Source organism: Nocardia albiluteola, assembly GCF_018860155.1.
Taxonomy (GTDB): Bacteria; Actinomycetota; Actinomycetes; order Mycobacteriales; family Mycobacteriaceae; genus Nocardia; species Nocardia albiluteola.
In genome coordinates, this window is the sequence record NZ_JAHKNI010000005.1 from 504,584 (window position 1) to 526,425 (window position 21,842).

The 21,842-nt window shown below is 67.7% G+C and carries 17 protein-coding genes; 11 read left to right on the forward strand and 6 right to left on the reverse strand.

The annotated features are described in order from the left end of the window. The first annotated feature begins 207 nt into the window (after positions 1 to 207). From KO481_RS18175 to hpf, 9 genes are all read left to right on the forward strand, one after another. The gene (locus KO481_RS18175) at positions 208 to 1,374 is read left to right on the forward strand and encodes an alkane 1-monooxygenase (protein WP_215918329.1); all 1,167 of its coding nucleotides are present in this window, start codon (positions 208 to 210) and stop codon (positions 1,372 to 1,374) included. Between the two features lie 79 nt (positions 1,375 to 1,453). After that, entirely contained in the window at positions 1,454 to 2,929 is a 1,476-nt protein-coding gene (ahcY, locus tag KO481_RS18180; RefSeq protein WP_215918330.1) for an adenosylhomocysteinase, read from the forward strand. Between the two features lie 105 nt (positions 2,930 to 3,034). Next, positions 3,035 to 3,661, forward strand: coding sequence for a Uma2 family endonuclease (locus tag KO481_RS18185; RefSeq protein ID WP_215918331.1), 627 nt, complete (start codon positions 3,035 to 3,037; stop codon positions 3,659 to 3,661). Between the two features lie 55 nt (positions 3,662 to 3,716). Then, positions 3,717 to 4,364, forward strand: coding sequence for a dTMP kinase (locus KO481_RS18190; protein WP_215918332.1), 648 nt, complete (start codon positions 3,717 to 3,719; stop codon positions 4,362 to 4,364). 78 nt (positions 4,365 to 4,442) lie between these two features. Then, positions 4,443 to 5,120 carry an MtrAB system response regulator MtrA gene (gene mtrA, locus KO481_RS18195; RefSeq protein ID WP_245401060.1) on the forward strand — a complete coding sequence of 226 codons (678 nt, stop codon included), beginning with the start codon at positions 4,443 to 4,445 and terminating at the stop codon, positions 5,118 to 5,120. Positions 5,121 to 5,391: 271 nt separating this feature from the next. Beyond that, positions 5,392 to 7,272 (forward strand): MtrAB system histidine kinase MtrB, encoded by a 1,881-nt coding sequence (gene mtrB / locus KO481_RS18200; RefSeq protein ID WP_308166663.1) that lies wholly within the window; start codon positions 5,392 to 5,394, stop codon positions 7,270 to 7,272. Further along, a complete protein-coding gene (gene lpqB, locus KO481_RS18205) occupies positions 7,269 to 9,122 on the forward strand; it encodes an MtrAB system accessory lipoprotein LpqB (protein ID WP_372452067.1) in 1,854 nt (617 codons plus the stop codon). Before mtrB ends, lpqB begins: the two co-directional genes overlap by 4 nt. 80 nt (positions 9,123 to 9,202) lie before the next feature. Then, complete coding sequence (locus tag KO481_RS18210) at positions 9,203 to 9,841, forward strand: ComF family protein (protein ID WP_215918334.1); 639 nt, start codon at positions 9,203 to 9,205, stop codon at positions 9,839 to 9,841. 169 nt (positions 9,842 to 10,010) lie between these two features. Beyond that, entirely contained in the window at positions 10,011 to 10,781 is a 771-nt protein-coding gene (gene hpf / locus KO481_RS18215; protein ID WP_215918335.1) for a ribosome hibernation-promoting factor, HPF/YfiA family, read from the forward strand. Positions 10,782 to 11,030: 249 nt separating this feature from the next. On the opposite strand, the gene bluB is transcribed toward hpf, so the two are convergent. From bluB to KO481_RS18245, 6 genes are all read right to left on the reverse strand, one after another. Then, positions 11,031 to 11,657: a 5,6-dimethylbenzimidazole synthase gene (bluB, locus tag KO481_RS18220; protein ID WP_215918336.1), complete on the reverse strand. Its 627-nt coding sequence runs from the start codon at positions 11,655 to 11,657 to the stop codon at positions 11,031 to 11,033. 264 nt (positions 11,658 to 11,921) lie between these two features. Then, entirely contained in the window at positions 11,922 to 13,175 is a 1,254-nt protein-coding gene (locus KO481_RS18225) for a fatty acid desaturase family protein (RefSeq protein WP_215918337.1), read from the reverse strand. A 97-nt stretch (positions 13,176 to 13,272) separates the two neighbouring features. Beyond that, complete coding sequence (locus KO481_RS18230; RefSeq protein WP_215918338.1) at positions 13,273 to 14,718, reverse strand: fatty acid desaturase family protein; 1,446 nt, start codon at positions 14,716 to 14,718, stop codon at positions 13,273 to 13,275. Between the two features lie 106 nt (positions 14,719 to 14,824). Further along, the gene (locus KO481_RS18235) at positions 14,825 to 15,973 is read right to left on the reverse strand and encodes a ferredoxin reductase (RefSeq protein WP_215918458.1); all 1,149 of its coding nucleotides are present in this window, start codon (positions 15,971 to 15,973) and stop codon (positions 14,825 to 14,827) included. Between the two features lie 126 nt (positions 15,974 to 16,099). Beyond that, positions 16,100 to 16,687: a DUF6912 family protein gene (locus tag KO481_RS18240; protein WP_372452068.1), complete on the reverse strand. Its 588-nt coding sequence runs from the start codon at positions 16,685 to 16,687 to the stop codon at positions 16,100 to 16,102. Continuing rightward, on the reverse strand, positions 16,671 to 18,092 hold the full coding sequence (locus tag KO481_RS18245) for a WS/DGAT/MGAT family O-acyltransferase (RefSeq protein WP_215918339.1): 1,422 nt from the start codon (positions 18,090 to 18,092) through the stop codon (positions 16,671 to 16,673). The genes KO481_RS18240 and KO481_RS18245 overlap by 17 nt, the downstream gene beginning before the upstream one ends. Positions 18,093 to 18,287: 195 nt before the next feature. On the opposite strand from KO481_RS18245, the gene KO481_RS43965 reads away from it, so the two are divergent. Then, complete coding sequence (locus KO481_RS43965; RefSeq protein WP_281066116.1) at positions 18,288 to 18,884, forward strand: Rv3235 family protein; 597 nt, start codon at positions 18,288 to 18,290, stop codon at positions 18,882 to 18,884. 96 nt (positions 18,885 to 18,980) lie between these two features. Then, positions 18,981 to 21,824, forward strand: a complete 2,844-nt coding sequence (gene secA, locus KO481_RS18255) for a preprotein translocase subunit SecA (RefSeq protein ID WP_215918341.1) — start codon at positions 18,981 to 18,983, stop codon at positions 21,822 to 21,824. Positions 21,825 to 21,842 lie beyond the last annotated feature (18 nt).

The window sequence follows — 21,842 nt, forward strand, 5'->3', positions numbered from 1 at the left end:
GACGAGAGGACGACGCGCCGCGTCACGGTGGAACTTGCGGGTTGCCCACCGGATGCAGAACTTGCAGGCACATGTGTAATGGCTTAAAAGCGGACCGTAGCGTATGTAACGGTCCCCAGATGAGGGCAGGACGGCCGCCTGTAACGGGCGTATGGTCTGCAACTATTGACGGGCAGTAGTTCCACGGAATCATTTAGCGGGGCAAACGTGCAATCGGTCGGCAATCGCTCGGGCAGGCCCGATCCCAAGCGGTATCTATGGGTGCTGGGGTTGGTGGCTCCCAGCTGTGCGCTCTGGCCGTCGCAGCTGGTGCTGCACACCGGGTTACGGGTGTTCTGGTGGGTCGGCCCGATCATCGTGCTCATCGTGATTCCGGTGCTGGACTGGGTGGTGGGCGAGGACGGCACCAATCCGCGCGACGAGGACTACGAGCTCCTGTCGAACGACCGGTATTACCGCTGGTGCACATATATTTTCCTGCCGATCCAGCTGATCGGTCTGGCGATCGCGGGCTACATGTGGTCCGGGAATCAGCTCAGCGTGCTCGACAAGCTGGGGCTGGCCACGACGCTGGGCCTGGTGAGCGGGATCGGTATCAATGCCGCCCACGAGCTGGGGCATCGAGTGGAGCGGGCCGAGCGGTGGCTCGCGAAGATCGCACTGGCTCAGTCGGGTTACGGCCACTTCTACGTCGAGCACAACAAGGGTCATCACGCCCGGGTGGCGACGCCGGAGGATCCGGCCAGCGCCCGGCTGGGGGAGTCGCTGTGGGAATTCCTGCCGCGCAGCGTGATCGGCGGATTCCGCTCGGCGGTGACGCTGGAGCGAGATCGCCTGCACCGCAGGGGTTTGAGCTGGTGGAGCCCGCAGAACAACGTCCTGCAGGCCTGGTCGATGACGCTGGTGCTGTATCTGGCGCTGGTGGTGGCGTTCGGGCCGGCGCTGCTGCCGTACCTGTTGCTGCAGGGGGTGATCGGGGCCGGGCTGCTCGAGACGGTCAACTACGTCGAGCACTACGGACTGCTGCGGAGCAAGCGGCCCAACGGAACCTGGGCGCGCTGCTCGCCGGCGGACAGCTGGAACAGCGACCGCCTGGTCACCAACATCTTCCTGTTCCATCTGCAACGGCACAGCGATCATCACGCCAATCCGGGACGCCGGTACCAGACGCTGCGTAGCACGCAGGAGGCGCCGCAGTTGCCCGCCGGTTACGCGAGCATGATCGTGCTGGCCCTGGTGCCGTCGGTATGGCGCCGCGTGATGGATCATCGGGTGCTGGCCCACTACGAGGGAGATGTCAGCCGGGCCAACATCGCCCCGCGCAAGCGGGGGCGGATCCTGGCCGCATACGGTGGGCGGGCAACCGCGGCATAGCGGTCCGCACCACCTTGCGTACCGTGTACGCACGATTGGTACTAGTCTCTTCTGCGTACACGCCGACCAGGAGAGGCTGATGACGACCGCAGTGAGCAGCATGATGACGGCCGACCACCGCAACGGGATCGATTACAAGGTGGCGGACCTGTCGCAGGCCGAGTTCGGCCGCAAGGAGATTCGACTGGCCGAGCACGAGATGCCCGGCCTGATGGCGTTGCGCCGGGAGTACGCGGAAGTGCAGCCCTTGAAGGGTGCGCGCATCTCCGGGTCGCTGCACATGACCGTGCAGACCGCGGTGCTGATCGAGACGCTGGTCTCGCTGGGCGCGCAGGTCCGGTGGGCCTCGTGCAACATTTTCTCAACCCAGGACCACGCCGCCGCCGCGGTCGTCGTCGGGCCGCACGGCACCGTCGAGGAGCCCAAGGGCGTGCCGGTGTTCGCGTGGAAGGGCGAGAGCCTCGAGGAGTACTGGTGGGCCGCGGAGCAGATGCTCACCTGGCCCGGCGAGCCCGCGAACATGATCCTCGACGACGGCGGCGACGCGACCATGCTCGTGCTGCGCGGCGCGCAGTTCGAGAAGGCCGGCGTGGTGCCGCCGCAGGACGAGGACCACTCCGCCGAGTACACCGTGTTCCTGAACCTGCTGCGCGAGCGGCTCGGGACCGACAAGTCCAAGTGGGGGGCGATCGCCGATTCGGTGCGCGGCGTCACCGAGGAGACCACCACCGGCGTGCTGCGGCTGTACCAGTTCGCCGCCGCGGGCGAGCTGGTGTTCCCGGCGATCAACGTCAACGACTCGGTCACCAAGTCCAAGTTCGACAACAAGTACGGCACCCGGCACTCGCTGATCGACGGCATCAACCGCGGCACCGACGTGCTGATCGGCGGCAAGAAGGTGCTGATCTGCGGCTACGGCGACGTCGGCAAGGGCTGTGCGGAGTCGCTCGCGGGCCAGGGCGCGCGGGTGCAGGTCACCGAGATCGACCCGATCAACGCGCTGCAGGCGCTGATGGACGGCTACGACGTCGTCACCGTCGAGAAGGCCATCGGCGAGGCCGACATCGTGGTCACCGCCACCGGCAACAAGGACATCATCGGCCTCGAGCACATGAAGGCCATGAAGGACCAGGCCATCCTGGGCAACATCGGCCACTTCGACAACGAGATCGACATGGCCGCCCTGGAGCGCTCGGGCGCGAGCCGGCTGAACATCAAGCCGCAGGTCGACCTGTGGACATTCACCGAGTCGGGCAAGTCGATCCTGGTGCTGTCCGAGGGCCGCCTGCTGAACCTGGGCAACGCCACCGGCCACCCCTCGTTCGTGATGTCCAATAGCTTCTCCAACCAGGTCATCGCCCAGATCGAGCTGTGGACCAAGCCGCAGGAATACGACAACGAGGTCTACCGCCTGCCCAAGTACCTGGACGAGAAGGTCGCCCGCATCCACGTCGAGGCCCTCGGCGGCACCCTCACCAAGCTCACCAAGGACCAGGCCGAGTACATCGGCGTGGACGTGGAGGGCCCGTACAAGCCCGAGCACTACCGCTACTGACCTCCTGCGCCCCGCCGGATTCTCCGGCGGGGCGAAGGGACGCCGCTCGGAGTCCCGGCGGCCTTTCCGGATCGACTCGTAGTCCGGCTATCGGAGGAGCGCATCTTGTCCGTACTGCTCGATTGGGCGCGGGAAGAGAACCTGCAGCCGGAACCGATCACCCTCGAGATTTGGCGGCAACTGCCGGAAGAGTTCTGCCGGTTGGTGGAGGTGGTCAACGGAGAAGCGGTCCGTGCGGAGTTGCCGCGGCGTACCCACCAGAAGGCCGCGAGGCGGATAGCGGACCTTGTGGAGTCGGCTGCCGAGGCGCACATGGACCGCTACAACGACGGCTGTCTGGACGTCGACACCGACTTCGACGTGCTGCTGTGGGAACTGCCGAGAGCGACCATTCGGCGGCCGGACGTGGCGCTGTTCACCTGCGCCCCCGATGAGTTGCGACCACTGCCCGCGTCGCTGATCAAGCTGGTGATCGAGGTTGTCTCCCCGGGCACGGAACGAGTCGACACCACCGACAAGCTTGCCGAGTATGCGAAGGCGGGCATTCCCTGGTACTGGATCGTGTGGGTGTCCGATAACCGGGTCACCTCGATCGAAACCTATGTGCTCGACCATGTGCTGAGCCTCTATCGTCCACATCAGAAGCATGACCGCGATGACATGGGCACCACGGTCGATGGGCCGATCGTGTTCGAGCTCGACTGGAATCGGCTCGACGAGTTGACGCGCTGAGGCATTCCGCCGGGGTGGGAAATTTCTGTCGGGGGCGGGCGGTAGCCTGCTGTTCATGGGAGCGTTGGTTGCGGTGGAGGGCCTGGACGGGGCCGGTAAACGCACGCTCATCGAGGCGGTCGCCGCGGGGCTGACCGCGTGCGGCCTGCGGGTGGGCACGCTGGCCTTCCCGCGGTACGGGCGGTCGGTGCATGCGGATCTGGCCGCGGAGGCGCTGCGCGGGCGGCACGGAGATCTGGCCGCCTCGGTCAACGCAATGGCGTTGCTGTTCGCGCTCGATCGCGCCGATGCCCGCGACGAGCTGTCGAAGCTGCTGGCGGACAACGACATTGTGCTGCTCGATCGCTACGTCGCCTCGAATGTCGCCTACAACGCCGCGCGGACCGACCAGTCCGCCGACGGTGAAATGGCCGCCTGGGTAGCCGAATTGGAGTTCGGGCGATTCGAACTACCGGTGCCGGAGCTACACGTGCTGCTCGCGGTGCCCACCGAACTCGCCGCCGAGCGGGCGCGCCGCCGCGGCGAAAGCGATTCGAACAGAGCGCTGGACGCCTACGAGCGCGATCGAGAACTGCAAGAGCGCACGGCCGAGGTCTATCGTGTGATGGCCGAAGCACACTGGCGTGGTCCATGGTGGCTGCATGCACGGCATGACGATCCGGCAACTTTGACCGCGCGCCTGTCGAAATTGATTGCCCGATAGGGTTGGATGTGCGTCGGAAACGTACCAGTGTTGGCGTGGTTGCCCGTTCCGAGCCGGAGAGATGACAACATAGTAGTTATGAAGCCGAAGATTCTGGTCGTCGACGATGATATGGCGCTCGCGGAGATGCTCACGATCGTCTTGCGCGGCGAGGGTTTCGATCCTCACACCGTCGGCGACGGCACGCAGGCGCTCACTGCCGTCCGGGAATTGCGCCCGGACCTGGTTTTGCTGGATCTGATGCTGCCGGGCATGAACGGCATCGATGTATGCCGCGTGCTGCGAGCCGATTCCGGCGTGCCGATCGTGATGCTCACGGCCAAGACCGACACGGTCGACGTCGTGCTGGGTTTGGAGTCCGGCGCCGACGATTACATCGTCAAGCCGTTCAAGCCGAAGGAGCTCGTCGCCCGGGTGCGCGCACGCCTGCGCCGCACCGAGGAGGAGCCCGCGGAGCTGCTGTCCATCGCCGACATCGTCATCGATGTGCCGGCGCACAAGGTCACCCGGGGCGGTCAGCAGATCTCGCTGACCCCGCTCGAGTTCGACCTGCTGGTGGCGCTGGCCCGCAAGCCGCGCCAGGTGTTCACCCGCGAGGTGCTGCTGGAGCAGGTGTGGGGCTATCGGCACGCCGCCGATACCCGCCTGGTCAATGTGCACGTGCAGCGGTTGCGCGCGAAGGTCGAGAAGGATCCCGAGAACCCTGAGATCGTGCTGACCGTCCGCGGCGTGGGATACAAGGCCGGACCACCGTGAGGGAGCTTGCGACCGAACTGATTGGCGCTGCGATCCCGGTCGCGGTTCTGCCGGGCGCTAGCGGGGCGGGTGTGAGGGAGCTTGCGACCGAACCGATTGGCGCTGCGATCCCGGTCGCGGTTCTGCCGGGCGCTAGCGGGGCGGGTGTGAGGGAGCTTGCGACCGAACCGATTGGCGCTGCGATCCCGGTCGCGGTTCCGCCGAGCGCCAGCGAGGCGGGACCGTGATAGAGGCCTCCAGAGGCCGCGCTCAGCGGCTACTGGCGGCGACGGTGGCCTGGTTCAGATCGGTCGGAGAGTCGCTGGGCCACATCTGGCGGCGTTCGCTGCAGTTGCGCGTCGTCGTGTCCACGCTCACCCTGTCGTTGATCGTGATCACCATCCTCGGCGTGGTGTTGACCAGTCAGATCACCGATCGGCTGCTCGAGGCCAAGATCGCCGCCGCGACCGACGAGATGAGCCGCGCCCGCACGACCGTGGAGAATCAGCTGGTCGGGGTGCACGATTCGAGCACCCAGATCACCCGGCTGCAGGCCGCGCGCGATGCGCTGTCGACCGGCGCCGGCAGTGGTGCCCAGAGCGCCGGCGCCGCCGGCAATTTCGACTCGGCGCTGGAGATGGTCGGGGAGAACATGCAGCCGATCTCCGCCGGGCCGGTTGAGGAGGTGCCCGCCGAGCTGCGCCGCTTCGTCCAGCAGAACCAGGTCAGCTACCAGTTCGCGACGGTGTCCGATCCCGACGGCTACCACGGGTCGGTGCTCATCATCGGCAGCCCGAGCGTCGAGGTGCCCACCCTCGAGGTCTATCTGATCTTCCCGATGACCAACGAGCAGCGCAGCCTCGCGCTGATGCGCGGCACCATGTTCATCGGCGGCGCCGTGCTGCTGGTCCTGCTGGCCGCGATCACCGCGCTGGTGACCAGGCAGGTGGTGCTGCCGATTCGTTCGGCCGCGCGGATCGCCGGCCGGTTCGCCGACGGGCGCCTGAAGGAGCGGATGCTCGTCCGGGGCGAGGACGATATGGCCAGGCTGGCCATATCGTTCAACGCGATGGCCGAGAGCCTGTCGAATCAGATCACCGAGCTCGCGGAGTTCGGCAATCTGCAGCGGCGCTTCACCTCCGATGTGAGCCACGAGCTGCGTACCCCTTTGACGACCGTGCGCATGGCCGCGGACCTCATCCACGGCTCCAGCGACGATCTCGATCCGGCGCTGGCGCGCAGCGCCGAGCTGCTGGTCACCGAGCTGGACCGGTTCGAGGGACTGCTCAACGACCTGCTCGAGATCAGCCGGCACGACGCCGGTGTGGCCGAGCTGCAGGTGGAATCGCTGGACGTGCGGATGTGCGCGCGGGCGGCCATCTCCACGGTGCGGCACCTGGCCAAGGAGTCCGACGTCGAGGTGGTGGTGGACCTGCCGGAGGAGCCGCTGGTCGCCGAGGTGGATCCGCGGCGAGTCGAGCGGGTGCTGCGGAATCTGCTGGCCAACGCCATCGATCACAGCGAGGGCCTGCCGGTGCTGATCCGGATGCGCGGCGATGTGGCCGCCAACGCGGTGGCGATCGTGGTGCGCGATCAGGGCGTCGGGTTGCGCCCCGGCGAGGAGAAGCTGGTCTTCAACCGGTTCTGGCGCTCGGACCCGTCCCGGATGCGCCGCTCCGGCGGCACCGGGCTCGGGCTGTCGATCAGCGTCGAGGATGCGAACCTGCACGACGGCAAGCTCGAGGCGTGGGGCGAGCTGGGCGTGGGCGCCAGCTTCCGGCTGACGCTGCCGCTGGTGCGCGCCCGCAAGATGGGCGTCAGCCCGCTGCCGCTGGAGCCGCCGAAGCGGCGGGCCGCGCAGGCCGAGGTGCCCGCCCTGCTCGCGGCGCCCTCGGATGCCGACGACACGAGCGAGCTGGACATCGCGGCCGATGCCGTTGTGACACAGCCGGAATCGGTCGTGCTCGAGCCGGACGGGGTCATCGTCGATCCCGCGGCTCGCACCATCGAGCCGCCGCCCGTCATCGCCGAGCCCGCGGCCACCGACAGCGGGCCCGACATCGATCACCGGCCGGATTCCGAGCCGCAGGACGGCGCCGCGCCCGCGGCCCGCAATGGCACCACCGCAGCGGGAAAGCCGCTGCTGACGGACTCCGGAGAAGGAACGCTATGACGCGTTGCCCGAGCGTGCGTCGCCGGGGACGCAGCCCGCGCCGCGTCCCGCGCCTGTGGATGGCGTTGGGGGCGATCGTGTTTGCGGTGCTGCCGCTCGGTGGCTGCGCGAACCTGCCGGATTCCTCGGCGCCCCAGGCGCTGGGCACCATCAACCACGAACCCACCAGCACCGCCCCCGCCCAGCCCGCGCCCGGTATCGATCCGGACGTGCTGGTACGGAACTTCCTCTCGGCCACCGCCGACCCGACCGACCGGCACCAGGCCGCACGGCTGTTCCTGTCTCCGGCCGCGGCGCTGAGCTGGGACGACACCGCCAGCACCGCGATCGTCGACGCACCCGACACGCTGCGCACCTCCCGGACGCCCACCACCGCGACGTACGAGATTCGCGGCCGCAAGCTCGGCGAGCTCGGCGCCGATGGATCGTTCCGGGCGCAGGACAGCACGTACGAGGCGGTCATCCAGATGACCAAGACCGGCGGCGAGTGGCGGATCGACCAGTTGCCCCCCGGGGTCGTGGTGGACAGCTCGGCCTTCTACAAGTCCTACCGGCGGTATTCGCTGTACTTCGCCAACAGCTCGGGCACCAGTATGGTCCCCGATCTGCGCTGGATTTCCACGCCCAAGGAGCAGCTGACCCAGCGGCTGCTGTCGCTGCTGGCCGAGGGATCGCAGCACGCGCTGGCGCCCGCGGTCCGGAATCTGCTCGCCCCGCCGGTGACGCTGCGTGGCGGAATCACCAAGGCCAACGGCGAGACCGACAATGTCGGCGTCGGGCTGGGCGGGGTGATGATCGACTTCGCCGGCGCCTCGGGGCTGGAGCCGCACAACAAGGAACTGCTCGCCGCGCAGGTGGTGCTGACGCTGGCCGGCGCGGACATCCTCGGCCCGTACGACCTGCTGGCCGACGGCAAACCGCTCGACGAGCGCTTCGCCGCCAACGGCTATTCGGTGGGCGATGCCGCCGCGCTCAATCCGATGACCGACCGGCACGCCGGGATCGGCCTGCACGCGCTACGCGACGGCTCGCTGGTCGCCGTCGATCCGGACAAGGGCGAGATCGTCCCGGCGCCAGGCTATTTCGGCACCGCGCGCAACCTGCAGTCGGCGGGCATCTCGGAGGACGGTCAGGTGGTGGCCGCGGTCGCCGACAGCGGACGGCCCGCCCCGGCCCCCGCGCGCACGCTGGTCATCGGCAGCTACGACGGCACCGCGACGTTCTCGGTCGCGCAGGGCAACACGTTCACCCGGCCGTCGTGGACCTCCGACGGCGGCTCGGTGTGGACGGTGATCGATGGCAACCGGGTGATCCGGGCCGTGCACGACCATGCGACCGGCAACGTGTCGGTTCAGGACGTCGACACCTCCACGCTCACCGTGGGGCAGCCCAACAGCACCGATCCGGTCCCGCGCCTGCCCATCACCGATCTGCGGATCTCGCACGACGGCGCCCGGGCGGCGATCATCGCCGGCGGCAAGGTGTACATGGCGGTGGTGGTGCCGCATCCGGACGGGCGTTATTCGCTGGAGTCGCCGCTACCGGTCGCCGTCGACCTGAGCACCACCGCGGTATCGATCGACTGGGCCACCGCCGACATGCTGATCCTCGCGCGGGAGGGCAATGTGGATCCGGTCGAGTCCGTCTTCCTCGACGGGACGGATCTGAAGGCGGTGGCCAGTCAGAACCTGACTCCGCCGGTGCGCGTGGTGGGCGCCGGACCCGATGCGGAATACGTTGCCGACGCACGCGCGGTGATGCAGCTCAAGTCCGCGGTTCCGGCGGCGGACGAGTTCTGGCGTGAGGTGCAGAGCCTCGGCGCCAACGCGGTGCCGGTGCTGCCGGGCTAGTCCGGTCGTAAACGATTCTGCCGAAACGGATTCGGACGGTCCGTGCCGAACCTGTCGGTGGCCGCGGGCATACTCGGCGCATGCTGCTGGATTTGATCCTGCCGCGGGAGTGCGGGGGTTGCGGGGTGCTGGGGGTCGTGTGGTGCGCCGACTGCGCGCGGAGTCTGGCCGGGCCGCCGGTGCGGGTGTCTCCGCGCACGGATCCGGGGGTGCCGTGCTGGGCGCTGGGTGGGTATCGCGGCGCCGGGCGGCGGGCGGTGGTGGCGGTCAAGGAGCGTAATCGCCGCGATCTGGCCGTGCCGCTCGGCCGGGCGCTGGCCAGGGGGCTGGACGCATTGCGCGATCCCGAGCGGGCGCTGGTGCTGGTGCCCGCGCCGAGCCGCCGCGCCGCCGCCCGCGGCCGCGGCGGCGATCCGGTCGCCCGGGTCGCCCGCATCGCGGCGAGTTGGCTGATCGATTGCCGTGCTGTCTCCGCATTGCGAATGCAAGGCGCAGTTCGCGATTCGGTGGGGCTGGGTCCAGCGCAGCGCCGAGCCAATCTGCATGGGCGGATAACGACACCGCCCGGTGGCCTGCCCGGTGCGCTCTCTGTACCAAATATCGAGGTAGTTCTGGTGGACGACGTGCTGACCACGGGTGCCACCGCCAGCGAGTCGGTCCGTGCGCTGGCCGGTGCGGGAGTAGACATTCGTGCTGTCATGGTGACTTGCGCCGCGTGACTCAGCGAAATTTGCGTGAATACTGGCGGACGAGTCGCTGGCGTAATAGCGTGGCCATCAGAGCGATCTGACACCTATCCCCAGAGGTTGGAGGTGGCGCCTCGAGCGACTTCGTGCCGAGGTTTCCGGAGTTGAGCCTCACCTCGGCACGGACTGTTACCCGCCGCGCATGACTCGAGTGCGTGGCCAGATCCGGGAGGTACGCGTGACGACTTCACGACCTTCAGTGAAAGAAGCAGATTCCACGGCCCGCTACGGCACCCTCGATGCCGTCGAGTTCGATGCAGCCGAGCAACCTGCGGCAGACCAGCCCAAGACACCTGTTGCGGACATCGTAGTCAAGGGACGAAACGTCGAGGTTCCCGATCACTTCCGAATTCATGTGGCGGACAAGTTATCTCGACTGGAACGCTTCGATCCGCTGATCTATCTGTTCGATGTCGAACTCTTCCACGAACGCAACCGCCGCCAACGCAAGAGTTGCCAGCGGGTGGAGATCACCGCCCGCGGCAAGGGGCCGATCGTGCGTTCGGAAGCCTGTGCCGACAGCTTCTATGCTGCCCTCGAGTCGGCAACGGAAAAGCTGGAGAGCAGGCTGCGCCGCAGCAAGGACCGCCGGCGCGTGCACTACGGCGAGAAGACGCCGGTCTCGGTGGCCGAGGCCACGGCCGACCTCGTCGACGACACACTGATGATGGGGAACGGCGCCCTACCGCACGAACACACGTCGCAGGACCTGGAATCGGCCGACTACGCCGGTCCCGGGCACATCGTGCGGACCAAGGTGCACCCCGCCGCCCCGATGTCCGTCGACGACGCGCTCTACCAGATGGAGCTCGTCGGCCACGATTTCTTCCTCTTCCACGACCGTGAGACCGACCGACCGTCGGTGGTCTATCGTCGTCACGCCTTCGACTACGGCCTGATCCGGCTGGCGTAGTAGAACTCGAATGCGGCCGGGATCCCTACCGGGATCCCGGCCGCGTTTTGTGGTAAAGGGCCGCGCAACAACTGATTTCGTGCGTACATGGGTAACTTGCCGGGCACGGGCCCACCGAGAGCGCGCCGCCTTCCGCGGGCCCGACGAGCAAGTCTCGCGGCATGCAACGGCACGCTGAAGTCCCGGGGAGGCGGGGGAGCAGTCCCGGGGAGGCGGGGAGCAGTCTCGGGAAGGCGGGGGAGCCGAGCCCTAGTACCGTTCCCAGTGGACGGCCTCGGACAACGGCCTGCGGTCGCGCCAGCCGAACCGCTCCAGGTCGGGAACCTTCTGGAACTCGCGCACGGGGCCGACGCACAGCCACGCGACGGGGCGGATGCCCGCCGGCAGCTGCATGAGCTCGGTCAGCACGGGGGAGTCGTAGAAGCTCACCCAGCCGACGCCGATGCCCTCGGCGGTCGCGGCCAGCCACAGGTTCTGGATGGCCAGAATCGTGGAGTACAGGCCCGTCTCCGGGACCGTCGCGCGGCCCAGGATCTGCGGTCCGCCGCGGCTGTCGTCGTGGGTCACAACGATGCCGGTGCCGCTCTCGGTGATGCCCTCGATCTTGATCGGATCGAAGGTGCGGGCCCGCTCGGGCGGCAGCGACGCGTGGAATTCCTTGCGCTTGTCCGCGACATGCGTGGCGAACCGGCTCAGCGTGTCCGGATCGCGCACGATGACGAAATCCCACGGCTGGGAATTGCCCACGCTGGGTGCGCGGTGCGCGGCGTCCAGCAGCCGCATCAGCGTGGCGTCATCGACGAGTTCCCCGGTGAATTCGGCTCGCACATCACGCCGCCGCCGAATCACCTCGTAGATGTTGTGCTCTTCATCCATGGGGTGCTCTGTCAACATGTGTACCTTCAGCCAATCGCACTGGTAACCGCAAAACATCACCAGTCAACCAGAGGGTTGCTTTCCACTGTCGAGGAACCCTCGAATTTCGCTCGTACCGTGACATGTGAGGCGCACCCCGTCCCGATCGGGAACGGGGTGCACGGGCATTGCGGCGACCCGCCCCGTCCCGCAGGCACGTTCGTGGCCGCGATCGAGCGGAGTGGGCTCGGGCGCCCGAGACATGCCCGAATACCGTTGCGCCCCTTAGCCGACCGGCACCGCGCGCCGCGCTTCGGCGATGCGGCGGCGGCCCTGCTTCAGGGCGGTGCGCAGGCCGCGGCGGCGGCCGGTGCTGGGATCGATCTCGGCGGTGCCGCCGAAGACGCGCTCGGACTTGGTCTCCGGGGCGTCGTCGGTGCTGCGGCGCAGATACTTGTTGGGCAGCGACAGCTTGATGATGGTGCGCCACGACTTGCCGTACTGCACCGGCAGCGAACCGGTGGTGTAGGGCAGGTCGTACTTGTCGCACAGTTCGCGCACCCGCACGGCGATGGAGGCCAGGCGGTTGCTGGGCAGATCGGGGAACAGGTGGTGCTCGATCTGGTGCGACAGATTGCCGGTCATGAAGTGCAGCAGCGGGCCGCCGGAAATGTTTGCGCTGCCGAGCATCTGGCGCAGATACCACTGGCCCTGGGTTTCGCCGTCGATATCGGCCTTGGTGAATTTCTCGGCGCCGTCGGGGAAGTGGCCGCAGAAGATCACCGCATTGGTCCAGATATTGCGGATGATGTTGGCCGTTAGATTGGCGGTCAGCGTGGTCAGGAACGACGGTCCGGTCAGCAGCGGGAAGATCACGTAGTCCTTGGCGACCTGCTTGCCGACCTTCTTCAGGACCATGCGGCGGTCTTCCTCGAACTGCATCCGCTCGGGGCTGTCGGGCGCCCACTTCTTCTTGGCGACCTTGCCGAGCTCGAGGTGCTGGATCGCGACGCCGTATTCGAAGAACATCTGCAGCAGCAGGTTGTAGACCGGCTGGCCGAGATAGAACGGCGACCAGCGCTGGTCGCGGGTGACGCGCAGCAGGCCGTAGCCGATGTCGTCGTCCATGCCCAGCACGTTGGTGTACTTGTGGTGCAGGAAATTGTGGGTGATCTTCCAGTGCGCGGAGGGGCCGACGTTGTCCCATTCCCAGGCCGAGGAGTGGATTTCCGGATCGTTCATCCAGTCCCACTGGCCGTGCATGACGTTGTGGCCGATCTCCATGTTCTCGATGATCTTGGCCGTGCTCAGCAGCGCGACGCCGGCCAGCCACGCGGGCGGCAGAAAGCTCGCGAACAACACCGCGCGGCCGCTGATCTCCAGCGCGCGCTGCAGACGGATCACATTGCGGATGTACCGGGCATCGCGCTGACCGCGGGAGGCTTCGATTTCACGCCGGATCGAATCCAGCTCGGCACCGATCGCCTCTACGTCCTCCGGGGTGAGGTGCGCGTATTCCTTGACATCCGAGATCGCCATGCCGGTTACACTACCGTAGGTTACGGCTCCGTAGGTTATCTCGGGATCGGTTCACAACTGTGGCGTACGCCGCATTGTGATCGTAGACAACATGTGCTTAGTCGACCCGGCGCGACCGCCGCCGCCGCCGTATCCGCCACAGCGCCCGTTCCCGCAGCGCGCGGCGGCGCAACAGCTGCTGCTCCTCGCGCGCCCGGTCCTGAAGGGCCTGGGTGGCCTCGATGAGAGCCTGTTGCTCGGTGCGCGCCTTCTCCTGCAGGGCCAGCTTCTCGTGCCGCGCCTTCTCCCGCAATGCCACCTTGGCCTCGGCCAGGGCCGAGCGCAGGCCGCGCCGCTCGCCGGTGTGCGGATCGATGCCGGGCCAATGCGTCTCCGCCCAGTGCTCGGTGCTCGGCAGCGCGGGCAGCGACAGGCCCGCGAACATGCGCTCGGAGGAGGTCTCGGGCGCGTCGTCGGAGGTGCGGCGCAGGAACCGGTCGGGCAGGGCCAGCTTGTGGATGGTCCGGAAGGCCAGCAGATACTGCTTGCCCAGCGATCCGGTGGTGTAGGGCAGATCGTATTTGTCGCACAGTTCGCGCACCTGCTCCGAGATCTCCGGGTACCGGCTGCTCGGAATGTCCGGGAACAGGTGGTGCTCGATCTGATAGCAGAGATTGCCGCTCATGAAGGCCATGACCGGACCCGCCGTGAAATTGGCGCTGCCCAGCATTTGCCGCAGATACCACTCGCCGCGGGTCTCGGTCTCGAACTGTTCCTCGGTGAATTTCTCCGCGCCGTCCGGGAAATGGCCGCAGAAGATCACCGCGTAGGCCCACAGGTTGCGGACCAGATTCGCCGTGGCATTGGCCTTCAGCGTCTGCTTCCATGCCGGCCCGGTGAGTGCCGGATAGATCACGAAATCCTTGACAACCTGCCGCCCGGCCTTGCGGAAGAATGCCTTGTTCGGCTCCGACAGCAGCTGCGTGGGGTCCACGTCCAGCTGCGCCTTCTCCGCCGCCAGATCGTGCAGGGCGATGCCCCATTCGAAGGTCGCCGCGAGGACGAGATTGGCCAGGGGCTGAATCAGATGCACCGGCCGCCACTGCTCGTCCCGGGTCATCCGCAGGATGCCGAAGCCCAGATCCTCATCCTTGCCCAGCATGTTGGTGTAGGTGTGGTGGGAGTAGTTGTGGGCTCGCTTCCACTGCCCGGAGGTGCCCGTCATATCCCACTCCCAGGTGGTGGAGTGGATCTCCGGGTCGTTCATCCAGTCCCACTGCCCGTGGCTGATGTTGTGCCCGAGCTCCATGTTCTCGATGATCTTGGCAACTGCCAGCATGGCCGTTCCGGCCAGCCACGCGGTGCGCCGCTTACCGGCGAACAGGGTGGCGCGGCCCGCGGTCTCCAGAATGCGCTGAGCTCGGATGGACCGCCGGATGTACTTCGCGTCGTTCTCGCCCAGCGACAGCTCGACCGTGCGCCGGATGGTATCGAGCTCGTGTCCGAGCGTTTCGATATCGGCCGCGGTGAGGTGGGAGAACGCCTTGATGTCGGTGATTGCCACAGTGGTTACGGCTGCCTTTGCTTCGCCCCTAGGAATGGTGCTGTTAATCGAGAGTAGCCGGTTCCGGTGTCCGGTCGCTTACGTGCCGACCACGTCTTGACGTGTCTCACACGTCGAGCGTGCAGTCACCGGCAGCCGCCGAAATGCACGTCTGGATCTTTTCCCCGGCCTGGTGCTCGGTGCCGTTGCGCAGATCGCGGGCGTGCCCGTCGGTGAGGGCGACCACGCAGGTCTGGCAGATGCCCATCCGGCAGCCGAACGGCATCTGCACGCCCGCGTCCTCGCCGGCCTGCATCAGCGTGGTGGCGCCGTCGACCCGCACGCTGCGGCCGGTGCGCGCGAAGGTGACGGTGCCGCCCTCGCCGACCGCCGAACGCTCCACCTCGAACCGCTCGATGTGCAGATTCTCATTGGAACCCACTGCGGCCCAATGGGTTTCGATGTCGTTGAGCATGTCCAGCGGGCCGCACGCCCAGGTCTGGCGCTCGCGCCAGTCGGGGTACAGCTCGTCCAGGCTCGCCAGCGAGAACTTGCCCCGCTCACCGGTCAGGTTCACGTGCGAGGTGAAGCTGGGGTGGCGGTCGTGCAGGGCGCGCAGCTCCTCGCCGAACATCACGTCCGCCTCGGTGCGCGCGGAGTGCACGTGCACCACGTCGGTCACCGCGCCGCGGCGATCCATCGTCCGCAGCATCGCCATCACCGGCGTGATGCCGCTGCCCGCGGTGAGGAACAGCACCTTGGCCGGCGTCGGCTCGGGCAGCACGAAACCGCCCTGCGGCGCGGCCAGGCGCACGATCGTGCCCGCGGGCACGCCGTTGACAAGGTGGCTGGACAGGAAACCCTCCGGCATCGCCTTGACGGCGATGGAAATGAGCCGCTTGGCGCGATTGTCCGGATCGGTCCAGTCCGGCGGGCTGGTCAGCGAGTATGAGCGCCAGTGCCAGCGGCCCTCGATCAGGACCCCGATGCCGATGTACTGCCCCGGGGTGAACCGGAAGTCGAAACCCCAGCCCGGCTTGATTACCAGCGTGACCGAATCGGCGGTCTCCGAGCGCACATCCACGATCCGCCCGCGCAGCTCGCGCGCGGACCACAGGGGATTGACCAGGTGCAGATAGTCGTCCGGGAGCAAGGGGGTGGTGACGCGCGCGGCCGCGCCGCGCAGCGCGTCGAGCCGGGTGCGGCCGGCCATCTTCGCCTCGGCGACCGGGGCCTCCAGCCATGCCCGAACGCCTTGTACCGATTTCAAGACCATCGTGCGAATGCTCATTCCTATGATCATGCGCCGTCCGGGCGCAGCCTTCGCAGCAAGGTTACGGCATCGTAGGTTAGGGCGTACATGGTGCAGGCCACAGTGAGTGTCGTGCCTGGTGGTGAGCCTTTACAGCAGTTCCAGCAGGAAGGGGAGCTCCTGCGGGGCGTACCAGGCCAGCTGGTGGTCCTCGGCGTCGCCGAGCACGAATTCGGCGTCCTCGTCGCCGATGTCGGCGGCATCGACCACGTCGACGGCCTTGGCCACCGCCGGCTCGGCCTCGGCCAGGTCGACGTGCACCGAGGCGATCTGCTTGTAGGTGACCGCGGCCGACAGGCGCACCACGGCGTCGTCGAGGTTAGGGCGCAGGGTCGCGCCGGTCACGTCGGCGGCGATCACCGCCCGCCGGTAGACCGGGCTCGAGTAGGGGCCGTCGTCGCCGGCCTCGTCGGGGTCCTCGCCCGCCATGAACGCCGCCTCGCGGTCGTTGGCTAGCAGCCGCAGCGCCGCCCGCGCCGCCTCGATCATCGCGACCTCGGCCAATTCCTCGTCGTCACCGGAGGCGTAGGCCTCGCGCAGCGCGGGGGTCACGGCGAAGGCGAGGTCGTTGATCGCCCGGATCTCGCGATCGGCCACCAGCGTGCGCAGCATCGGGATGGTCGCCGGGATGTAGACCCGTAGCTTGTCCGAACCGGCCGCTTCATTGGATGCAGGCACCGAGCATCTCCTCCATGGATTCGTGCACCGCCGCGGACAGCACGCCGATGTCGGCCATCGCATCGCGATCGGCATTGAGACCGTAGAACACTCGCCCGTCGTAGGACGTGATTCCGACGCTCGAAGCCTGGTTGCGCAGCAGCGGCGACACCGGATACATCTCCAGCATCCGCGCGCCGCCGATGTACATCGGCTGCTGCGGACCCGGCGCATTGGTGATCACCAGATTGAACGTGTGCTCTGCGAACGTACTCGCCGCCCGCACGCTCATCGCATGCAGACTCGCCGGGGCGAAGCCCGCCATGTGCACCAGCGTGCCCGCCCGCACACCGCGCCGGTGCCGGGAATTGTCATCGGTGGCGTGCGCGATATGCGACAGGCGCATCACCGGATTCGGCTCGCCGATCGGCAGATCGATCAGGAACGAGGTCACCTCGCTGTCGGGGCTGTGCGGGTCGTGCTCGTCGTAGGAGGCCTTCGAATCGTTCAGGTAGACCGACATCGGCACCACCGCGCGCAGCACCGCCGATTCGGTCAGCACCTCCCCGCGCGACTGGATGAAGATGCGTAGCGCGCCGGTCATGACCGCGAGGATGACGTCGTTGATCGAGCAGTCGAACCGCTTGTGGATCTTGCGGTAGTCCTCAAGGTTCGTCGCGGCCACGTCGAAGCGGCGGCTGCGGGAGGTGGGGGCGTTGAACGGGCTGTCGGGCGCGGTGGTCGTGCGAACGGCGGCGAACATGCGCCCGGCCATCTTGCCCGCGGCGTCGGCCATGGTGAAGGCGCGCGCGCCGGTGTGGCGCAGCACCTCCAGCGCCTCGGCGGGCTGGCCGGCCAGATCGGCCACCGCCATGGCCAGCAGCTCGGCGTCGGTGGGTTCGCGCCTGGGCACCCAGGCGTCGGGCGCGATCTCCCGCGGTGTCGGGCCGGTGTCCAGGATCACGTGCCCGATCTCCAGGGCGGCGGCCCCGTCGACCAGCGCCGAATGGGTCTTGGTGAAGATCGCCCGGCGGTTGTCGGACAGGCCCTCGATCAGATACATCTCCCAGAGCGGGCGGGTCTGATCCAGGGGGCGCGAGGCCAGCCGCGCGACCAGATCGAACAGCTGCTCGTCCGTGCCGGGGGCGGGCAGCGCCGAGCGTCGCACGTGATAGGTGAGGTCGAAGTGGCCGTCCTGGATCCACACCGGACGGCCCAGCTCGAACGGGACCTCGCGCACCTTGCGCCGATAGTGCGGCACCAGCGGCAGGCGGCTGTGCACCAGCTCCACGAGCCGGTCGTAGTTCAGCGGCCCGGACGCGGCCGCCGAGTCGCGCACGATCGCCAGGGAGCCTATGTGCATCGGATTGCTGCTCGACTCGAGCCGGTAGTACGCCGTGTCCTGTGGTGTCAGCCTCGTGATCACGCTGCCTGTTGCCCCTTTCGACTCCTCGCGCTCCATTGTGATCTGCTCACACCCGTTTGGCGCCGGGTGCGTGACATGTCGCGGAAATACCGACCCGGCGACGGGTCGCGTGGCATGCTGTGCCGAGCTGTGGATGGGGCAGGGGGAGTTGGGCCCGCATCCTTGGAGCCGACTCGATGACGAAGGGGGACGTGGATGCTGGGATCTCGCCGGTCGCTGTCACATGTACCAGGCTTCGAACCGCCGCTCACGGGCGACCCGGGTGATCGGGTGCGGTCGGGCGATCCGGCGCACCGGGCTACGCCACCTCCGGCGAGCCAGGCCGCGCTGCCGTGCCCTCACCAGTTTGTGTCTCGGTTCGCCGACGTGGCCGCGGAAAGCGATGGTGCCGGACCCCAGGCCAGGCGTCATCCTACGCGGCGTCGGTCGCCGCACGACGGACGCTCTACATCGTACGCCGATGCGGATGAAACTGATTCGGCGGCAAAACGATTCGCTGAACGGTCGCTGCGGCTGGTGCTGGAGGTGGTGGACGGACGGCGCGGCGCCGCGCAGTTACGTCGGCTGGCCGATCCGGCGATCGTGGCGGCGGTGGAGACCCTGGCCCGCACCGGCGAGGCCGACCGCAGGCTGGGCACGGCGGTGCTGGTCGCGGTGAACACCGTGCCCGCCGGGGCCGGGGCGGCGGAGGTGTTCGGGGGATACGAGCGGGGCGGGCGTCGTTTCGCGGTCGCCGCGCGCATCGTGGCGCGGCGCGGCGAGTGGAGGCTGACCGCCCTGCGCCTGCGATGAAGCTGCCCACCCCTCTAGCATGGTGACCGCATTACCATGAACCTTGCTGAGGTAAGCACCGCAAGACGACCACCGACCAGAGGACTGACGAGACCCGTGCCTGCGCTGACACTGACGAGGTTGCTACGTTTTGGTGAGGGTCGCACCGTCAAGCGGCTCGCGAGGCTGGCGGACGAGGTCCTGGCTCTGGAGGAAGAGTTCGAGGCGCTGTCCGACGCGGAGCTGCAGGCCAAGACCGACGAGTTCAGGGAGCGCTACGCCGAGGGCGAGACGCTGGACGAGCTGTTGCTCGAGGCCTTCGCGGTCGCGCGCGAGGCGTCGTGGCGCGTGCTGAACCAGAAGCACTACAAGGTCCAGGTGATGGGCGGCGCGGCGCTGCACATCGGCAACGTCTCGGAGATGAAGACCGGTGAGGGCAAGACCCTGACCTGTGTGTTGCCCGCCTACCTCAACGCGCTGTCCAGCGACGGTGTCCACGTCGTCACCGTCAACGACTACCTGGCCAAGCGCGATGCCGAGTGGATGGGCCGCGTGCACCGGTTCCTCGGTCTCGAGGTGGGCGTCATCCTGTCCGGCATGACCCCGCAGGAGCGCCGCGCGGCCTACCACGCCGACATCACCTACGGCACCAACAACGAGTTCGGCTTCGACTACCTGCGCGACAACATGACGCACACGCTCGATGATCTCGTGCAGCGCGGGCACAACTTCGCCATCGTCGACGAGGTCGACTCGATCCTCATCGACGAGGCTCGCACCCCGCTGATCATCTCGGGTCCGGCCGATGCCTCCTCCAAGTGGTACGCGGAGTTCGCGCGCATCGCGCCGCTGCTGAAGAAGGACCTGCACTACGAGGTCGACATCAAGAAGCGCACCATCGGCGTGCACGAGGCCGGCGTCGAATTCGTCGAGGATCAGCTGGGCATCGACAACCTCTACGAGGCCGCGAACTCGCCGCTGGTCAGCTACCTGAACAACGCGGTCAAGGCCAAGGAGCTGTACGAGCGCGACAAGGACTACATCGTCCGCGACGGCGAGGTCATCATCGTCGACGAGTTCACCGGCCGAATCCTGGTGGGGCGCCGCTACAACGAGGGCATGCACCAGGCCATCGAGGCCAAGGAGGGCGTGGAGATCCAGCCCGAGAACCAGACGCTGGCCACGATCACGCTGCAGAACTACTTCCGCCTCTACGACAAGCTCGGCGGCATGACCGGTACCGCCGAGACCGAGGCCGCGGAGCTGCACCAGACCTACACCCTGGGCGTGGTGCCGATCCCGACCAACAGGCCGATGGTCCGCAAGGACCAGCCGGACCTGATCTACAAGACCGAGGAGGCCAAGTTCGCCGCGGTCGCCGACGACATCACCGAGCGGCACGAGCAGGGCCAGCCGGTGCTGATCGGCACCACCTCGGTCGAGCGGTCGGAGTACCTGTCCAAGCTGCTGACCAAGCGCGGCATTCCGCACAACGTGCTCAACGCCAAGTTCCACGAGCAGGAGGCGCAGATCGTCGCCGAGGCGGGCCGCCCGGGCGCGGTCACCGTCGCGACGAACATGGCCGGTCGTGGTACCGACATCGTGCTCGGCGGCAACCCGGACATCCTGGCCGACCTGGTGCTGCGCCGGCAGGGGCTGGATCCGGTGGAGACCCCGGAGCAGTACGAGGCGGCCTGGCACGGCACCCTCGAGCAGGTCAAGTACGAGGCGGACGAGGACGCCGACGCCGTGCGCGACGCGGGCGGGCTGTATGTGCTGGGCACCGAGCGGCACGAATCGCGCCGCATCGACAACCAGCTGCGCGGCCGCTCCGGTCGTCAGGGCGATCCGGGCGAGTCGCGGTTCTACCTGTCGCTGGGCGACGAGCTGATGCGCCGGTTCAACGGCGCGGCGCTGGAGTCGATCATGACCCGGCTCAACCTGCCCGACGACGTGCCGATCGAGGCGAAGATGGTCTCCCGTGCGATCAAGAGCGCGCAGACCCAGGTCGAGCAGCAGAACTTCGAGATCCGCAAGAACGTCCTGAAGTACGACGAGGTGATGAACCAGCAGCGCACGGTCATCTACGCCGAGCGCCAGCGCATCCTGTCCGGTGAGGACATGGAGGGTCAGGTTCAGGAGATGATCACCGACGTGATCACCGCCTACGTCAACGGCGCCACCGCCGACGGCTACGTCGAGGACTGGGATCTCGAGAAGCTGTGGACCGCGCTGAAGACGCTGTACCCGGTCGGCATCGACTACAAGGATCTGACCGGCGAGAACGAGCACGATGAGATCGGCGAGCTGACCCGCGAGGAGCTGCTCGACGCGGTGCTCGACGACGCGCACGACGCCTATGCGCGCCGCGAGAAGGAGATCGACGATCTCGCGGGCGAGGGCAGCATGCGCAACCTGGAGCGCCAGGTGCTGCTGAGCGTGCTGGACCGCAAGTGGCGCGAGCACCTCTACGAGATGGACTATCTCAAGGAGGGCATCGGCCTGCGTGCGATGGCCCAGCGCGACCCGCTGGTGGAGTACCAGCGCGAGGGCTTCGACATGTTCGCCGCGATGCTCGAGGGCCTGAAGGAGGAGTCGGCCGGCTTCCTGTTCAACCTGCAGGTCGAGGTCCAGGCCCCGCAGCCCGAGGGGGTGGCCATCGATCAGGGCCTGCGTTCCCCGGTGGGCCGGATGGTCGACGCCCCCGTCCCCGGCGCACCGCAGCCGCGGCCCACCGGCAACGGTGCCCCGGCGGCGTTGCGCGCCAAGGGAATCGACAGCGAGGGCCCCGGCGGCATGGTCTATTCGGGTCCCGACGAGGGCGGCCGCGCCGCCCGCCGCACCGACGCCCAGGAGTACGGCGAGCACGACGACTCCGGCCTGAGCCGCCGCGAGCGCCGCGAGGCCGCCCGCCACGAGGGTCGCGGCGAGCGCACGCCGAAGGCCAAGCGCCGCCGGTAATTTCGCCTCGCGACACAC